Annotated in this window: 6 protein-coding genes; 1 reads left to right on the top strand and 5 read right to left on the bottom strand. The window is 61.6% G+C overall.

From position 1 onward, the window contains the following. Nucleotides 1-27: 27 nt before the first annotated feature. The 5 genes from NZ746_09410 to NZ746_09390 all read right to left on the bottom strand — a co-directional run bounded on the left by NZ746_09410 (nucleotide 28) and on the right by NZ746_09390 (nucleotide 11926). A complete protein-coding gene (locus NZ746_09410) occupies nucleotides 28-2229 on the bottom strand; it encodes a penicillin acylase family protein (protein MCS6817585.1) in 2202 nt (733 codons plus the stop codon). A 5-nt stretch (nucleotides 2230-2234) separates the two neighbouring features. Further along, complete coding sequence (gene ggt, locus NZ746_09405) at nucleotides 2235-3935, bottom strand: gamma-glutamyltransferase (GenBank protein MCS6817584.1); 1701 nt, start codon at nucleotides 3933-3935, stop codon at nucleotides 2235-2237. A 174-nt stretch (nucleotides 3936-4109) separates the two neighbouring features. Further along, nucleotides 4110-7130, bottom strand: a complete 3021-nt coding sequence (locus NZ746_09400) for a M14 family zinc carboxypeptidase (GenBank protein ID MCS6817583.1) — start codon at nucleotides 7128-7130, stop codon at nucleotides 4110-4112. Between the two features lie 207 nt (nucleotides 7131-7337). Next, entirely contained in the window at nucleotides 7338-10628 is a 3291-nt protein-coding gene (locus NZ746_09395) for an efflux RND transporter permease subunit (protein ID MCS6817582.1), read from the bottom strand. Between the two features lie 29 nt (nucleotides 10629-10657). Next, nucleotides 10658-11926 (bottom strand): efflux RND transporter periplasmic adaptor subunit, encoded by a 1269-nt coding sequence (locus NZ746_09390; GenBank protein MCS6817581.1) that lies wholly within the window; start codon nucleotides 11924-11926, stop codon nucleotides 10658-10660. Between the two features lie 181 nt (nucleotides 11927-12107). Here NZ746_09390 and NZ746_09385 point away from each other — a divergent pair, with 181 nt between their 5' ends. Further along, complete coding sequence (locus NZ746_09385) at nucleotides 12108-15350, top strand: TonB-dependent receptor (protein MCS6817580.1); 3243 nt, start codon at nucleotides 12108-12110, stop codon at nucleotides 15348-15350. Nucleotides 15351-15502: the final 152 nt, after the last annotated feature.

Raw genomic sequence — 15502 nt, 5'->3', positions numbered from 1 at the left:
GGAAGCGCCGTCGGGAGAGTCCGCGTTTCATCCTCGTGGTCTTCTCATCGTGCGCCTCACCACCTTTCGCGCCGTGACGTGCTTGAGTAGCTCACCGCGGCGCAGGAAATACGTGGGCGCAGCGCGTCCCCGACTGAAGAGCTTTTCCGCCTGGTCGTCCCAATGCGGGCTCTTCGGATCGTCGCTGTGCCCCAGGGGGACGACCGAATATGACCGAGGCGGTTTCGTCAGGATGACGACGTGCGTCGCCGATTGTCCGGCGCGTCCGAGCATCACCTCGCCCGCGGGGACGAAGGTGATGGCGCGCGGAGTCGCCATCCCCACATTGTTCGGTTCTCGATTGAGAGAGCCGCCTCCGACAGGCCATGTTCGCGTCCCGCCTTCGCGGCCGACGCGGAAATATCGCCCGTAGGGGACGCGAAGCGATCCGAACGTCGCCCTGAGCCATTTCGCTGCGCGCGCGAGCGCCTCGAGAAGCTCAGCGTCGGTCACCGTCGGCGGGGGATCAACGCGAGGAGCGAGCATCGGGCCGAGCGCTTTCTTGAACGCGTAGAACGCGAGCGCGCCCTCGGAATCGGGATCGCTGCGCCGGTTCCAGCGTTGGATCAATTCGTAGACGATGGCCACCTCCGGTGATTTCGCCGACTCGGGCGCTCGTTCCCATGCCTCTCTCACTCGCGCTTGCCACAGCTCAGCGTGCCAAACGCCGGTATCGAAAGCGAGGGCGAGCGCTTGTTCCTCGGTGACGCGCGTCGCCGCGTCCAACAGTTCCGTCACGCGTTCGCCGCGTTGATGGCGCGGCGCCGTGCGGCTCGCGTTGTAGATGTACGGGATGTACCGCTCCGGCACGAGGGGACTCTCCCGCATCATGGCGAATGGCGTCACGTTGCAGTTGTGCATGTAGCCGGAAGGGGGATTCTGAAGCTGCACGAGATCGGAGAACGGATGAATCCCGCGCCATTCGGTGGCAGCCGTGTGTCCGGGAATGGGACGACTCGGATCTACGCCATCAGGCCGGATCGGCACGCGCCCGACGCGGGCGTAATAGAGGTCGCCCGAGGTGCAGGCGATCAAGACGTTCTGCGCCATGAGTTGAAGGCGCGCCAACGCGCGTTTCATCTCCTCGACATCGCGCGCCATCAGCATCTCGAAGATTTGGTCCATCAGCTCCACTTCCTCCGCGTAGGGGAGCGCCACCGCGTAAGCTTTGTGACCGAGGCGGGCGATGATCGGCCCGTGGTGCGTCTCCTCGATCTCGATGGTCACCCATTCCACGCGATCTCCTCGGCGAACGCCGATCCGCTCCGCGCGCACGCGCATCGGACGCCATTCCCCGTCATAGCGATATTGGCGCGGATTCTCGGGGTTGACCTCTTCCTCGTAGACATCGGCCGTGTCTGGTCCTCCCGTGGTCATTGCGATGGAACAGTGCGCGCTATGTCCGAGCGCGGGGAGGGGAGTGCCGAGGATCGCGACGCCGGCGACGGCCAAGGTGCCTGCGTATATGCGGAGTTGATAGAAACGGAATTCGCCGTACCAACTGAGATGCGGATCAATGATGGCGATGGGCGCGCGCATCGCTGTACGCCACGGGGCAATGAGCATCGCGTTCGAGCCACGATCCGCGAGATCGAAACTGCTCGGCGACCTTCCCCACAGATTCCGGAGTTCGGCGGGAAGCCCCGATGGGACATCGGGAGTGATCCCGACCCGACGCAGATCGGCCAAGGCTTCGCCGACAGGCCATCCGAAGATGATGAAGCGTCCGAGGGCGACGACGTGCCATGGCTGGATCTCCGGCGCCCACGCGGGCACTTTTTCCGGATGTTCCCTCATGTACGCCTTCACCCCTTCGATGAAGGCCTCGATCACGGCTCGCGTCTTCGGGGTGAGGCGGTGATAGTTCGCGCGACTCACCTCGGCGTGTCGCCACAAGCGTTGTTCGTAATCTTGTCGGAAGAATTCTGGACCGAAGGCTTCGGCCATCGTTCCCGTCGCCCGGCGATAGTTCTTGAGCAACTCTTCGAGTCGGTCTTCCGCTTGCGCGTAGCCGACAGCATAGGCCGCCGTCTCCACATCCGGAGCGAAGATGTGAGGAACGCCGAAATCATCTCGGTAGATGAGCGCCGAAGCCCTGCGTGCCGCGCTTTGCGAGGACGCGCCGCTTCCGACGGGAGGAAGCAAGAGAAGTCCGAGGATCGCCCAACGGAGCCATCGAGCGTGCGTCATACGACTCAATAGCCCACCGGCTTTCCATCCATGCGCGGATCGGAAGCCCCCAAGCGCATGCCCGTCTCCGGCTCGATCATGATGGCTTGCACATCGCCCATGTAACGAGGCCTCTCCGTCAAGGTGTGCCCGCGCGCTCGGAGCGCTTCGATCGTATCCCGTGAGAGCCCGAAGGGCTCGTAGACGATCTGATCCGGCATCCATTGATGATGCACGCGAGGCATTGCGACGGCTTGCTGAAGATTCATCCCAAACTCGATGACGTTGAGGATGACCTGCAGGACGGTGTTGATGATCGTCGGGCCGCCCGGACTACCCAACGCCAGCCATGGCTTACCGTCTTTGAGCACGATCGTGGGCGTCATCGCCGAGAGCGGACGCTTGCGAGGGGCGATCTGATTGGCTTCGCTCTGGAGGAGTCCGAACATGTTGGGCGCGCCCGGCTTGCTCGTGAAGTCATCCATCTCGTTGTTCAAGAGGAATCCCGCTCCGCGAACGGTCACTCCGCTTCCGTAGCTGCCGTTGAGCGTGTATGTATTGGCGACGACATTACCCGCCGCATCCACGACGGTGAAATGCGTCGTTTGTTCGGATTCGTAAGCGAAGGCGTCGCCTCCGGTGAGCGTGGCGCTGGGAGTCGCACGTTTGGGGTCGATCGTTCGACGCAACGCCTCCGCATATCGGCGCGAGGTGAGTCCCTTCACCGGAATGCGCGCGAAGTCCGGATCGCCAAGGAAGCGCGCGCGATCGGCGAACGCGCGCCGCATCGCCTCGACGAGCAGATGCACGTACTCAGCGGAATTATGACCGAGCGCGCGCAAGTCGAAGCCTTCCAGGATATGCAACATTTCGATCAGGGCGACGCCGCCAGAGCTGGGCGGGGGGACAGTGATGATCTCATATCCGCGATAGGTCGTGCGCAACGGCTCGCGCTCGACGGCGCGATAGTTCTTCAGGTCCTCGAGCGTGATCAATCCCCCTCCGGCTTCCATCTCAGCGACGATGCGGCGCGCCGTCTCACCCTCGTAAAACTCTCGCGGACCGTGCTCGATGAGCCGTCGAAGAGTGTCGGCTAACTCTGGTTGGCGAAAGACCTCGCCCTCTTCGTAGTAGCGTCCATCGCGAAGGAAGATGCGCCGGCTTTCGGGAAAGCGAGACAGGAGTCGTGCGGCTCGCTTCAAGCTCTCGGCCTCGAAATGGGTGAGTACGACGCCTTCGCGCGCGAGTCGTTCGGCGGGCCGGCAGACGTCCGCCCAGGACATCGTCCCATATTTTTCGAGAGCGAGCGCCATGCCGGCGACCGTTCCCGGGACGGCGACGGCGCGATGTCCGACGGTCGAGGCTTCGGGAATGATCTCGCCCTTCTCGTCCACATACATATCGCGGTGCGCGCGAGTCGGTGCCGTCTCTCGATAATCAATCACGGTCGTTCGCCCATCGGCCAGGCGAATGAGCATGAAGCCTCCTCCTCCCAGATTCCCCGCTGCCGGATGCACGACGGCGAGCGCCAGCGCAACCGCCACCGCCGCATCCACAGCATTCCCTCCGCGCTGCAGAATCTCCACGCCCACGCGCGAAGCGATCTCATGCGTGGACGCCACCAGACCATGCCGAGCGCGAACGGGCCGCCCGCCGAACGCGCCCGTCGGTAGTGGCTCCAGCATCACCGCCAATGTCAACGCCCATACGAGTTTTCCTTTCCCCATCTCGCCCCTCCGGAAGCGGTCACTGCCGAAGATCGTGCTGCCGCATACGGGGGGCATTATACTCGAAAATCCCCCGCGGGCGCATACGACGGTCGGGCTCAAACGACGCGCGCCGCGAGCCCTCTCGGGGAGCGAATCCTTCGTTCCCCCTCGCGGGCTCGCTGGCTTCGGTATTCACTGCAAGTCTTCTTCGTCGCTGGTGGCCTCGATGCGCGCCCGTTGTCGTCCGACGTGAAGATGATCGTAGTGGAGCATGGCGTTGAAGAGGAGGAAGAAGCTGCCTTGCGTTTGCTGTCGCCACATCGGATTGTTCGCGAACAGGAGCACGTGTCCTCTGCCGACGGGGACATCAATGACGGCGGGACGATTCGCCAGCTCGCGGCCTCCGGCAAGCATCCCGGCGATGAGCAGGTCCCGCTCTTCGGCGAAGCGCAAGACGATGCGCGGTCGCGCCTCCGGCGGAGGGAGGAATGCGCGCACGAACTCGCTCACTTCTTCCGGGATTCCCGATTCCTCTCCCGGACGCGGAGAGGGTGGCGGCGGCACATACGGTCGTCCTTGGGGGATATCGGGATCGGTGAGCGAGCCACGTCCGCTCGGTCGCCCAGTCGGTTGTTGCTGTTGCGCGCCGAAAGCTCCGCTTCCTCCGCCCAGGCCGCCAGTCAGGCTCACTTGAAACACGGGCGCTTGATTGAAGTACACGGCGAGGTGATCCCCGTAGCCGTAAGCGATGGGGCTCCGCCTGTCGGCGAACACGGCGCGATACACGCCGCCGCGCGCTTGCAGCTCGCGCGTTTGAACGATGGAGACGCCTTGGATCAATCCGTAGTCGATGGGGAGGGCGGCATTACTTCCGATCGTGACGAACAGTCCTCCCTGCTCGATGAAGCGCTTGAGGTTGACCATACCTTCCAGCTCGATCCCTCCTCGGATGTCATCCGTTTGGTCTGGGGATGTGCCGATGTTCGGCGTCAGGTCGCTCTTCTTCCACGGGATGGGATCGCCGCGCTTCGGGAGGCCGTTGACGATCGCTTGCGCACTGCCTGGAGTCGGTCCCAGGATGATCACGTCGTACTTGTCGCGGAGGTTCGGCGTGTCGCGCAGCACGTGCACGGAGACGTAGTCGTAAGGGATTTGCAAGCGATCGAAGGCGAGACGGAACCAGCCTTCGTTCTGCGTGTTCGTCCACGTGTGCACGAGCGCGATGCGCGGTACGGCGATCGGATGGGTGGGCACTTTCGGCAACTCCTCGACGGCATATACGGTGAGGCCGAGGTCTGCAATCGCTTGTTCGAGACGCGCGCGCAAGTCCGGCGGATTCCCCTCGGTCGGGATGATGAACGAACCAGCATTGAACGCGCGACCGAGCGCTTCAAATGGTTCTTCAGCGGCGAGCATGCGCACGTCCCTCAACCGGAAGCGAAATGTCGCCAGGGTGTTGTCCGTGTTGTGATTGATGAGGTATCCGGCCGTCGCCGCCGGTCCGATGATTCGCCCCCGAACCTTCACATCCGAGGTCAGGAGGGTCATCGGGGCTTTCAAGATCGCCGTGTCCGTCACGCGCACAGTCCGCACGTTCTTCAGGGCCCCGAGCGACCAGCCCGTATCATCGTAGGGGCGCGGATCGTTCGGATTGTAATACTGCGTATCGAGCAACATATCGGCCATGCGGCTGTAGGGTTGATCCATGCGGATAATGTAGCTGCCGGGTGGGAAAGTGACCTTCTTCTCCTCTCGCCCGTCGGTCACCGTCACTTCGATCTCGCGGTCCGCCGTGTGGACTTCGACGCCTTGTAACCGAAGGAGGTTGACGAGTTCCGCGCATTCGACCGGGCGCGGATCATCGGCCGGAATGACCCACGCCGCCGGGCCTTCAGTGGTCGCCTTCAATACCGAGCGCTTGCTCTTGAGATAGAAATTGTGCAAGAACCGCTCCTTGTTCCGCGCCACGAAGTTCATCGCGAAGAGCAAAGCGCTCTGCTGCAGATTGATATTGTTGCGAAACGACCAGCGAACACGCGGCAGTGGAGGATTCGGCCGGTACCATGTCCGCGTCGTTTGCGCGGCCGGAACAGTACGCTCGCCTGTGTCCGCTCCGCGCCCACCGAAGGTCTCGTAGAATCGCCCGATCGCATTGTGTCCATTGGCGACATAGAACATGTAGTTGGGCGCCCATCCGTCGTAGAATCCATGCGTCCACACTCCGGGCACGCCCCGCTTGGTCATCTCCTCGATCTCGTGATAGGCCAACAGGTGCCATTCGTTGATCAAGATCGGGTCAATCCACGCGTTATATGGCCCCGTTCCCGTCGAGGTGTAGAGGAAGGGGACCGATTCGTGTAGATCGTGCAACACCTGCGGATGCCACTCCAAGAAAGTCCGCATCATATGTCGGCTGAGCGCCAGCGAGAGTGACATCATGTCGCGATTGTTGTCGTGAGCGACGTACTTCCCCCAGTAGATCAAGTTCGGCGCGGGCTTATTGGGATTGGCCTTGCGATAGTTGTAGAGATCGACTTGGCGGTCGCGTCCGTCCACCTCGACGACAGGCGTGATGAGCACGATCAGATTCTTTCGGATCTCCTGGATGAAGGGCGTCTCCTCGACGGCGAGCCGATAGGCCAGCTCCATGAGCATCTCGGGCGAGCCGGTCTCCGGCGAATGGATCGCGCCAGTCGCCCAATACATGGGCAGTCCTTCGGCGATCAACCGCTTGGCCTCTTCGTCGGTGAGCGTGCGCGGATCGGCCAGTCGAGCCGTGATCTCTTTGTAGCGCTCCAGCCGGCGCATATTCGCGTCATCGGAGATGACGACCAAAATCATCTCTCGCCCTTCTTCCGAATAGCCCATTGTGAAGACCTTCACCCGCGGCGTCGCTTTCTCCAACTCGCGCATGTAGCGGTAGATGTCCTTCGTGTACGTCAGCTTATTCGGTGCGCCGATGATGTAACCGAGCACTTTCTCCGGCGTGGGCACCGTATCGGAAGCCGGCAGATGATCTACCAACTCGGTCAGGAAGAATGGCTCGGTCGTATATTCGCGGATCTTGGCCGTGTACCCCTCATCGAGTTTCTGAGCGGCCGGAGTGGGCCGCGCTTTCTCCTTCGTTTGGGGAAAGACTGAGGGAGCGAGGATGAGGGCACTCGCAAGGAAAAGCGAGAGGCTTCTTCCGAGCAGTCTCCTCTTATGCTTCATGACGTTTCCCTCCTTAGTTTGTTCTCGCCGTGCGCCCGCTCACGTCGGCGGAGCGGGGAACACAAGCGATCGCCCAATGGGGACGCGACATGGTGCGTTCCTCTTCGGAGTCCCGGAAGGAGCGCGCAAAGGGACGACTCCTCTCCTGGCGAGAGACGGAGGTGGGAGAGCAAGCGCTGTCCGAACCGTGACTCCCGCGCGCCATGTCTAATCGCCACTCTTGGGGCTGATTTCAACTTCGCGCTCTTCGCGCTCGAACAGAGGGGCGACGGCACGCGAATGAGCGGTGACCTGACGCCCTCCGAAGATAGCGCCAAGCGGCCGTCGCACCAGTTCGAGCGTCACGCGCAGGCGTTCCGCCAACGTTCGCCAGAAGGCCATCGCGCCGATGTCATCGAAGATCGAATACGCCACCGGCGTGACAATCAGCGTCAACAGCAGACAGAGCGATTGTCCACCGATGACGACGACGGCGACGGCCCGTCGCTCTTCAGCGCCCGGACCGGTCCCGATAGCCATCGGGATCATGCCAGCCACCAGCGTGAGCGTCGTCATCAAAATCGGACGCAGCCGATCGCGATTCGCCTGCAGGATGGCCGAAAGCCGATCCATCCCCTGCGCGCGGAGCTGGTTCGTGTGGTCGATCTGAAGGATCGCATTCTTCTTGACCACGCCGAAGAGCACGAGGAATCCCAGCGCGGAGTAGAGATTGAGCGTGTTGCCCGTCGCCCAGAGCGAGAGCAAGGCGAACGGCGCCGAGAGCGGCAGCGAGAGCAGGATCGTGAACGGATGCACCCAGCTCTCGAATTGCGAGGCCAAGATCATGTACATGAAGATGACCGACAGCAGGAATGCCCAGACGAATTCGCGGAAGGTGCGCTCCAGCTCGCGCCCGCGTCCGGCGATGCTGATCGTATAGGCGGGGGGCATGTTCAACTCCGCCGCGGCCGCGCGCAGCGCTTGGAGGCGATCGGCCAAACCATAACCTGGCGCGACCTGCGCGCGCAAACTGACTTGCCGTTGCCGATCCAAGCGATCGATTCGCGAGGCGATGCGCGCCGGGACCAACCGCACTACGTTGTCCAACCGCACCAATCCCCCGCCGCGGCTCGGCACGTACAAGCGCGAGATCGTCTGTGGATCGTTGCGGTCGCCCTCGGTCAATCGAAGTTGGACATAGTAGTCCTCATTGAGCGTCGGATCGAGGAACCGCGAGACCCTCTCATCCCCGCCGACCATGATGCGCAACGCCGTTGCGATGTCCTCGGTGGAAACGCCGAGTGCCGCCGCGCGATCCCGATCGATCTCGACGCGCAATTCGGGCTTATCCAGCTTCAGTGTCGTGTCGGCATCTACGATGCCCAGCGCATCGGCTTGCTGCCGCAGGCGTTCCGCATAGGCGGCGAGCTGCTCGAGATCCGGACCTCGGATGACGAAATCGATGTCGAAATTGCCTCCGCCGATATTGAACGAGGGGGCATTGCGCACCGCAATTCGGAGATCGGAGTACTTACGCAAACGGCGACGCACCTCTTGCATGACATCGCGTTGCGTGTAATTTCCGCGAAACGCATCGAGCGGGCGCCCTTTGAGCGTCTCGCGCCAGAGGCGCGCCAAGGAGAATCGCCGCTCTTCGTGAGGAGCGATGCGGACGTAGACGCTCCCCTGATTGACGTTGCCGAGAAATCCCCCGCCGGCCGAGGCGAGGACCAAACGCACGCCTCGCGTCGCTCGCAGGTCGGCCTCAATAGCTCGCATGATCTCATCCATGGCGGCGATGCTCGTGCCCTCGGGAGCCGTCACATTGACCTCGAATTCCGCCTCATCCACGTCGCTGGGGATGTATTCCTGGCGCAGGATCTGGTAGAGCGGGATCGAAGAGAGCATCACCAGGACGGCCGCCCCGGCGACGAGCACCCGATGACGCATGGCGAAGGCGAGGATGGCCAGGTATCCCCGTTCCAATCCGGCGTAAAAGCCAGTTCGCGATCTGGCGACACCGGTATTCCCGGAAGCATCCTCAGCGCGCAACAGGCGCGCGCTCAGCATCGGCGTCAGCGTAAAGGAGACCAAGAGGCTGACCATCACGGCCACCGCCGCCGTGATGCCGAATTGATAGAGGAAGCGCCCCGAGATCGAGGACATGAAGGAGACGGGGATGAAGATGACGGCGAGGCTGAGCGTCGTCGCCGTGACGGCGAGGCCGATTTCGGCCGTCGCCGCGCGCGCCGCCTCAAGAGGGCGCATCTTCTTCTCTTCGACGAAACGGAAAATGTTCTCCAGGACGACGATGGCGTCGTCAATGACGATGCCGACCATGAGCACGAGGGCCAGCATCGTCACGCTGTTGAGGGTGAAATCCAAGGCGCGCATCATGCCGAAGGTGGAGATGACCGAGGCGGGAATCGCCACGCTCGCGATCAACGTCGAGCGCCAGCTCCGCATGAAGAGGAGAACGACCAAGCAGGCCAACAGACTGCCGGCCAGCAGATGCATGTTGATCTCATGGAGCGCCGCGTAGATGTACCGCGACTGATCCCGGATGATCTCCATCCGCACGTCGGGCGGGAGCTGCGCCTGGACGCGCGCCAGTCGGGCTTTGACCCCTTCGATGACCGCGACTGTGTTGGCTCCGGACTGGCGTCGGATTTCGAGCGTCACCGTCGGGACGCCATTCAGTCGAGCGAACGAGCGTTGCTCTTTCGTCCCATCTTCCGCCCACCCGATGTCGCGCACGCGGATGGGCATCCCGTTGATGGTGGCGATGACCAGATCGTCGAACTGCTTCGGATCGGTGAGGCGCCCCATGGTGCGGAGCGTCTGCTCATGCGGCCCAGCCGTCACGTTGCCGCCCGGGATGTCCGCGTTCTGACGCGCGATGGCTTCCCGCACGGCCGTGATCGGAATCTGGTAGGCCGCCAGCCGATGGGCATCAATCCAAATATTGATGGCACGCTCCAAGCCGCCGACCACGCGCACTTCGCCGACGCCTTCGGAGCGCTCCAGTTGCCGCTTCACGATCTTGTCGGCCAATTCGGTCAACTCCCGCAGCGGCCGATCGGCTGAGAGAGCAATCGTCAGCACTGGAGAGAGGTCATTGTTGAACTTGGAGATGATGGGCGGTTCCGCGTCGCGCGGCAGATCCCGCAGCACCGTCGCCACGCGATCGCGGACATCTTGAGCGGCAGCGTCAATGTCACGATCCAGATTGAAGGTCACGATGACAATCGAGACGCCGGGGCCGGAGATGGAGCGCAGCTCGTAGATGCCTTCGATCGTGTTGACGGCCTCTTCGATGCGTTGCGAGACTTGCGTCTCGACCTCCTCAGGCGATGCGCCGGGCAAGACCGTGCGCACGCTCACCGTCGGTAGATCCACTGAGGGGAAACGATCCACGCCGAGGCGAAAATAGCTCGCCGCGCCAACGACGACCAGAGCGAGGATGATATTCGTGGCGAAGACGGGACGTCGAATACAAATCTCCGCGAGTTTTTGCATGGGTTTCTCCTCCTGGTGTCACCAGCCGGTCACGATCGCTCGCGCACGGAGACGACGGCTTGCCCCGGCTGCAGATTACCTGGATCGAGGATGACCTCCTCCCCCGGTTCGAGTCCGGAGAGAATCTCCACCCTTTCCCCCGTGCGGCGACCGGTCATCACCCGCTTCTCAACAGCTCTCCCCTGTTGCACGACAAAGACCTTCTCCAATCCGGCGAAGCTCACAATGGCATTGGGGGGGACAACGGGCGCCGAGCGCCCTTCTCCGGTGAGGATCTCCACGCGCGCGAAGGCGCCCGGACGAAGCTGCCCGTTGTTACGCACTTCGGCCTCGACGACGAGCATGCGGTTTTGCAGTGCGATCGTCGGACTGAGGCGCACGATCTGGCCGGTGTAGATCGTGGGGTCGCCTTCGACCGTCACGCGCACGCGTTGTCCGGGGCGCACCCGGTGGGCTTCGCGCTCCGGAACCTCAGCGCGCAGCCGCAACGGATCCATTCGCACGATCGTCACCACGGGGGAGCCGACGGCGAGAAACTCCCCGACGCTCGTGTGCCGCTCTTGTACGACGCCATCAAAAGGCGCATAAAGGGCTGTATCAGCCAATTGTTGCCGTGCGAGCGCAAGCTCCGAGCGCCGCTGAGCGAGAAGCGCCTGACGATTGCGCACCTCCTCCAGAGCGTCCTGATAGCGGCCGAGCGCGACCTTATACGCCGCTTCGTCGGCGTCGAAGCGCGAGCGCGAGATGACGCCTTCTTCAAACAGCCGGGTCGAGCGTTCGTAATTGGCACGCGCTTCTTCTAAAACGGCACGCGCTTGGCGGACCAGCGCGGTCTGCTCGGGATCCACGCGATCGTCCGTCCCTTCCAGGGGCAATCCCAAACGCGCACGCGCCTGCGCCAATGCTGCTTCAGCTTGCTCCACGCGCAATTGGTAGTCGCGGGGTTCAATCTGGGCGATCAATTGCCCCTGGCGCACGACGCTGCCGAAATCCACGGTGATCATCTGCAACCGCCCGGGAACCTTCACCCGCAGCGTCGCTTGATCGTAAGCCGCCAGCGTCCCCATGACCGATATCGTATCCTCAAAAGGCCAAACCATGACGCGCGCCGTCCGCACAAGCTTCGGAGAGGCCGGATCGCCCACAATCGGGTTTTGCGCGCTCGAGGCCGGAGATCCGCTTCGACATCCGCTCAGAATCAAGGTCGCCCCAATGAAGAGCGCACCCATGAGGAAAGGCCTCTCGATCGTCCAAATGTCTCCCCATGAAGGTCTTGGTCGGCTTCTCCTCGCCCGCATGAAGTCTCTCCCTTCCGTTCACGTTGTTCCTCAGCTATAAGGAATACGCTTTTGCTCAGGTAAGCGTTACGCGCATAACGTCCAGCACGCTGATGCTGATGGGATGTGTTGACAGATTTTCTCAATGCGTGCTATAGTGGGCATCGTTACTGTCACATCCCAAACTAAGGAGGCGAGGAAGATGAAGGCGATGGCGATGAAGGCCGCGATGTCGTTCCTCATCCTCTCCATAGCCAGTCTATGGTGTGTCTTCGCGAACCCGCAGGGGTTCACGGCGACGCTTCGAGGGACAGTGAGGGATCAATCGGGAGCCGTGATCCCCGGCGCGACGATCATCGTTCGGAACGTAAGCAAGGGGTGGACGCGAACGGCGGTGACGAACAACTCGGGGGATTACGTGATCACGCAGTTGCCCGCCGATTCGTATGCCATCACGGCTCAAGCGACAGGATTCAAAACCGAGATCCGCGAGGGAATCGTCCTGCAAGTCGGACAAGAGGCGCGCTTGGATTTCACGTTAGTCGTTGGCGGGCTTGAGGAGCAAGTTGTCGTGACAGCGGGCGCACCGTTGGTGCAGTCGGAGAACGCGATGGTGGGGAATGTCATTGATGAGCAGAAGGTGAAGGAGTTGCCGCTCAATGGGCGGGAGTTCTGGCAACTCGCTCAATTAGCGCCTAATGTCTTCAATCCGCCTCAAGGCTCGACCCTTGGCTTTCGCGGCGGCTTCAACGTAGCGGGTAATCCGGAGGTCAACAATTACTTCCTGCTCGACGGCATTGACAATAACGATGAGACGACGATGCAACCGACGCATCGTCCCTCGGTGGATGGGATTCGCGAGTTCAAGGTCCTCACCGGGATCTACAGCGCCGAATACGGGCGGCATTCGGGAGGGCAGATCATCATCACGACGAAATCCGGGACGAACGAATTCCACGGCACCGTTTTCGAATTCTTGCGGAATGACAATCTCGATGCGCGTAACTTCTTCTTACGAGGGCCGAAGCCGGAACTCAAACGGCATCAATTTGGTTTCTCAGCGGGTGGTCCCATTGTTCGCGATCGCGCGTTCTTCTTTGTGACGTATGAGGGCCTGCGGCTGACCGAAGGGGTCGCTCGACTGGCCACCGTCCCGACGGAGAAGATGCGCCGGGGCGATCTCTCCGAGATCGCGACGCCCATTCGAGATCCGCAGACTGGGCAGCCCTTCCCTGGCAATCGGATCCCCGAGGATCGTATTCATCGGATCAGCCGCGCCCTATTGGATTTCTGGCCGTTGCCGAATCAGCCGGGATTGGCCAATAACTATGCGTTCAATGCTGTTCGGACTCAGAATCAGAATCAATTCTCCGTCCGCGTGGATCACAAGTTCTCGGAAGCGAACAGCTTCTTCGCGAGCTATCAATTCATGCAGCGCGAGAACTTCGAGCCCTCGAATCCACTCTGTGGCGATCGAGTCATCCCGGGATTTGGGTGCACGGAGCCCGAGCGCACGCAGCACATCGCCATCGTGGACACGCATGTTTTCTCGCCGCGCTTTTTGAACGAGTTCCGGATAGGGTACAACCGCTTGCGCACGAACCGCTTCCACGAGGACATGGCGCTGGGCAACATGGTGCAGAAGCTCGGCATTCCACAAGGCGGCCCCGATGGCCTTGCCGGGCCGGAGTTCTTTAACACGGGCTTGCCGCAGGTCCGCGTCTCGGGCTTCGCCATCATCGGAGGGCCGACCAATCTCCCCCAGGGACGGCGAACGAACACTTATCATATCGCCAATAGCGTGACTTATACGGGGGGCGATCATACGGTGAAGGCCGGAGCCGACGTGAAACGGTTCCTCTTCAACTCGTTCTTCACGCAGTTCGGTCGGGGCGATTTCTTCTTCAACGGACAATTCACTGGGAACGCGTTCGCTGACTTCCTGCTCGGATTGTTGCGCTCGACGTCGCGCGCCCCAGGCGAGCCGTTCTCCAACACCTATACGACGCAGGCGGGATTTTATGTGCAGGATGATTGGAAGGTTTCGCCCAAGCTGACGCTGAACATTGGCCTGCGCTATGAGCTGAACTTTCCCGAACTGGAGCGCGTCAACAAGATGTCGAGCTTCGATCCGAAGACCGGATTCGTCCCTGTCGCCGATGGACGCTTGATCAATGTGGATGCCAATGGGAACCTCGTCACCGTGGGGCGCTCGCCGTTCGGACGTCGGCTCTGGCGCTTGGATAAGAATAACTTCGCTCCACGGTTTGGTTTCGCTTATCGGATCTTCGGCGATAACCGCACGGTGCTTCGTGGCGGCTACGGGATCTTCTACAATCAGATTGTCGCGGGCAATGGGCTCTCGCAAATGTATCGTGGGATTCCGTTCCGCATCCGTCAGACGTTCACCAATACGACGACGCGTGTCCTGGCAACGTGGGAGAGGCCCTTCCCGCCGGGCGTAGCCGCCGGTGGCTTCACGCCGCACGGGATCAATTATGACTTTCCATCCGCCTATATGCAGCAGTGGAGCCTCGGGATCCAGCGCGAGGTGACCTCGGATCTTCTCGTCGAGGTGACATACCTCGGATCGAAAGGGACGCGCTTACCGTTACTGTTCGACATCAACCAGCCGGAACCGGGGCCTGGGCCGATCCAGGCGCGTCGTCCCTGGCCGCAGTGGAGCAACGTCTTCTGGCGCGATGCTGTTGGGACGTCCAGCTATCACGGATTTTCGTTGCGGATTGAGCGTCGCTTCGCCCAAGGGCTTTCGCTCCTCACTTCTTGGACGATCTCGAAGTCCATCGACCTTGGAGCACCGCCCTCGACTTCTGGCATTGGGGAAGCTGCTGTTCAAAATCCGAGGAACCTGAGGGCCGAACGCGGTCTCTCCGAGTTCGACGCGCGACATCGCTTCGTCACCAGCTTCGTGTACGAATTACCCATCGGGCGGGGTCGGCGTTGGCTCTCGACGGCCCATCCGGTTCTCGAGCACATCCTGGGAGGATGGCAGATAACGGGTATCCTCACGCTGCAATCTGGACGGCCGTTCACTGTGATCACGACTCGCGACATCTCCAATACAGGCGGCGAGAACCGTCCCTTCGTCGTGGGGAATCCCAAACTGAAGAAGCCCACGCCCGATCGGTGGTTTAACACGGACGCATTTTCTGACACCTTGCCGCCGGGGGTGTATGCCTACGGAAACGCCGGGCGCAACATCCTCATCGCTGATGGGATCAATAACCTCGACCTCGGACTCTTCAAGAACTTCCGCCTCGGAGAGGAACGTCGGCTTCAATTTCGGGCCGAGTTCTTCAATGCAGCGAATCACGCGAATTTTGGGATTCCGGAGCGGAATCGGGCCTCCTCGGCCTTCGGGAAAGTGAATGCGACGACGACGTTGAATCGGCAGATTCAATTCGGGTTGAAGTTCATCTTCTGAGAGCGAAGCGGGGGCCCTCATCATCAGGCCCCTGCTTTCTCACTCGTCACATCCTGACGGCGTCATCAACCATTGTGCGATCCCGCGCAGGCGAAGACGCGGGACATTGGTTCGGACGTCCCCTTGCGCCTATAATGTCTCTCGCGTGAAGA

The organism is Blastocatellia bacterium, assembly GCA_025055075.1.
In the GTDB taxonomy this organism is placed as follows: Bacteria; Acidobacteriota; Blastocatellia; order HR10; family HR10; genus HR10.
The sequence above is the reverse complement of the archived record's forward strand: the minus strand, read 5'-3'. Positions and strand labels throughout refer to the sequence as shown.